This window comes from Micrococcales bacterium (assembly GCA_009784895.1).
Lineage (GTDB): Bacteria > Actinomycetota > Actinomycetes > Actinomycetales > WQXJ01 > WQXJ01.
On record WQXJ01000102.1, the window covers coordinates 1 to 3,041 of the forward strand.

At 62.2% G+C, this 3,041-nt stretch carries 2 protein-coding genes; one reads left to right on the plus strand and one right to left on the minus strand.

What is annotated here, in order from left to right; all coding sequences use genetic code 11:
- A partial coding sequence (locus FWD29_10100; GenBank protein ID MCL2804280.1) for a hypothetical protein occupies positions 1-2,296 on the plus strand: 2,296 nt, incomplete at its 5' end.
- Positions 2,297-2,458: 162 nt separating this feature from the next.
- Here FWD29_10100 and FWD29_10105 read toward each other — a convergent pair.
- Positions 2,459-3,041: hypothetical protein (locus FWD29_10105; protein MCL2804281.1), on the minus strand; the 583-nt coding region annotated here is incomplete at its 5' end.

Genomic DNA, 3,041 nt, shown 5'->3' on the forward strand with positions numbered 1-3,041 from the left:
CACCCTAGAAATTGACGACATCGACATGGTGGGTGACATCATCGTGGGGGACGGCGCCACACTCACGCTGCTAGTGAAAAACTCCGGCCTGATTGGCAAAACCCCCTCCGAAGCCAATTACCTCTGGGGCCGGGCCTCGGGCGGCAACGGCATCACCATCACCGGCGGCACCGACAGCACCATCAACATTGATTCAGCGGCCAACCCCGGCACCACCACCAGCGGCAACCTCCAGGTCACCGGCCGGGGTGTCAAAGGCATAGGCAGCGCGGGCAAGGTTGTTGTCAAAGGTGGCAAGAAGGTCACGGTCCAAGATCCAGGCGGTAGCGCCACAGCCATCAACGCTTCGAACCTCACCGTTACTGGCGGTGACCTGTTGGCCACCTCGTCGATCGCTGGCATCAGTGGGTCGGCTATCACCATTTCCGGCGGCAAGGTTAGCGCCATCGGCAACACTGACGGCATCAGCGGCGGCCACGTCACCATTAGTGGTGGCCAAACCGACGCTTCGAGCACCGCGACGGGCAGCGCCATTGCGGGCGATGAGCTGGACGTTACCGCTGGCACACTAAACGCCACCGCTTGGAACTACGGCATCAACGTCACCGACGTTGACATCAGTAACGGCACGGTGGTGACCAATGTGACCAGTCTTGACCCCAACTCGGCCGGACTGACTGGCACCGATGTCACTATCAGAGGCGGGCAAGTCACGGCCTCCAACACCGGTGAAGGTGCAGCCATCAGCGGGACTCTGGTGAAGATTTCGGCCGGGAACGTTACGGCCAACGCAATGGCCTTGGGTCCGGCCTGCTCAGGCGGAGCTGGCATTGGCGGTTCCATGGGGGCCAGCGCCGGCAGTATCGTCATCTCAGGTGGCACAGTGACCGCCAAGGGTGCCAATTCGGCCGCTGCCATTGGCGGCGGCGGTGCCAATATCGACTGGACCAACACCGTGCTTGGTCCAGGCGGTGCCGGCGGCTCGGTCACCATAACCGGCGGCACGGTTAGCGCCACCGGCGGCGGCAAGGTGCAAGGCACCAGTGCTCCTGTTGGTGGCGGCGCCGGTATTGGCGGCGGTTTCGGTGGCGCAGCGGCCACTGTCAGCATTGCGGTGGGGGCCGACCTGACCGTCTACTCCTCCGGTGATCTGCCGGCCATCCACGCCGGCAACAACAATCCGGGTAACGGCCACTATGTCAACGCCATTTTGACCCAGGCCATACCCGTACCCGCTACCTTCGACGTGAAGGTAGCTGGTACCAGCACCGTTCTTAGGACTCTGAGCCTGCCAAACAACTACCTCGGCTTTGCCTACACCACCGGCACCACAGCTATGCGCACCGACCAGATTTGGGTCTACGACAGCGCCACACTGCTGGGAGACCTGGTGCGTGCGAACGATGACGGCCCGGTCTTTTCGATGAAGGCCCTGGCCGATTACAACGGCCACGGTCAGCCAAACAATTCTGGCTGGATGCCGGTCAAATTCAGGGACTACTACCAGGTCACCGAGAAGTACGTTGACCTGGCCGGCAACCCAGTGCCTGGCATGGCAGACACCAACACCCAAATCAAACTGGCGGCCAGCCCCCGGACCTACACCAAGGCCGTTCCGAAGGTGACCGGCTGGGCCGCATTGGGCTACTACATCGGGGACACTTACCCGCCGCAGTCTGGCACCTATCAGACCGGCGGCACGGTCACAATCAATCCGCTCAATGACCACTACACGGTCTACTTCGTTTACACCGACGTCACCTCGCTGACGGTTACCCAATCAGTCGACGGCCGGCTAGGAAACCTAACCAAGCCGTTCGTCTTTTCCATCTACTTCTTTGAAGATGAACACGGCAACGTGCCGGTGACCGGCAAGACCTATCACTTCACAAAGACCGGCCCGTCGGGTACATCAGCCGGCTTGGCCGAGGTTGACGCATTTGGTGTGGTGACATTCAGTTTGGCTCATGGTGAAGCGTTCACTCTAGAGGACGCCCCAGCGACGGCCTATTTCCGGATAGTTGAAGACCTGGACACCAATTACGCGACCACGTTCAAGGACAGCACCGAAAGTACCTCGGAAGATGGCACCGATACGGCCGCGAATAATGTGGGCCCCAGGTTGATGTCAATAGAGCGGTCGTTCGACTTCACCAACCTGCGGGCCGATGTGCCCCCCACCAATGTGACCTGGCCGGCCCGGCCACTGGTGGGCTTTATAGGCCTGGTGCTAGGACTGGCCATGCTGGCGGTTTTGTCGCAGGTGGACCGAAGAGCAGCCTTCAAAAGGCCCTGAATCCAGCCGCCGGCCACGCCGGCGCCGGCGCACCTGCAACAAATCCGCTGCCTTGACACAGGCGCAGGCAACGAGCTCCAGCCGGTCGCCCCTATGAGGCGAAAACCGCGCGTCGCTGCGAGGCGCCGCCTGAGGGCGGCAGGAGTCAATTATTCACTGGCCCTATGAGGCGAAAACCGCGACTGGGCGGGCGCGGCCCACCCGATCCGCCAGCAAGGCCACGAGTTCACCGTTGGGTCCTATTCCCGCCACCGGGTCATCTCTTGTGCCGGTCAAACCGGGCTCGGCCAGGATTGGCCGGCCGTGCACCAATTCACCGCTTTCGACTTGGCTGAGCTGCCTTATGCGAAACCTCAACCTGGCGGCGGAAGCCAGGCTCATCAGGGCGGAAACATCCAGGCCCGGCGGATTCGAGCCAAAGCTCGGTGTCACTGATTCTGCGGTGGTGTCAGGGCTCGGACTCGCGGAAGTTGGGGCAACGTGGTCCAAGGTGAACGGTCCGGCAGACAACCGGCGCAGGGCTGTCAAGTGCCCGCCCACACCCAGGGCTAGGCCCAAATCGCGGGCCAAGGCCCGGATGTAGGTACCAGCCGAGACCTCGGCCATGATGTCAACATCTAGTACATCGATTTCCTCGGTCATGCCAAAGCTCGGTCTCGCGTCAGTGGGGGGCTGTGCGGGGGGTGGCTCGGATTCTGGTGTTGTGTCAAAGCTCGGTCTCGCGGCAGAGGGGGGCGGGGCGGGG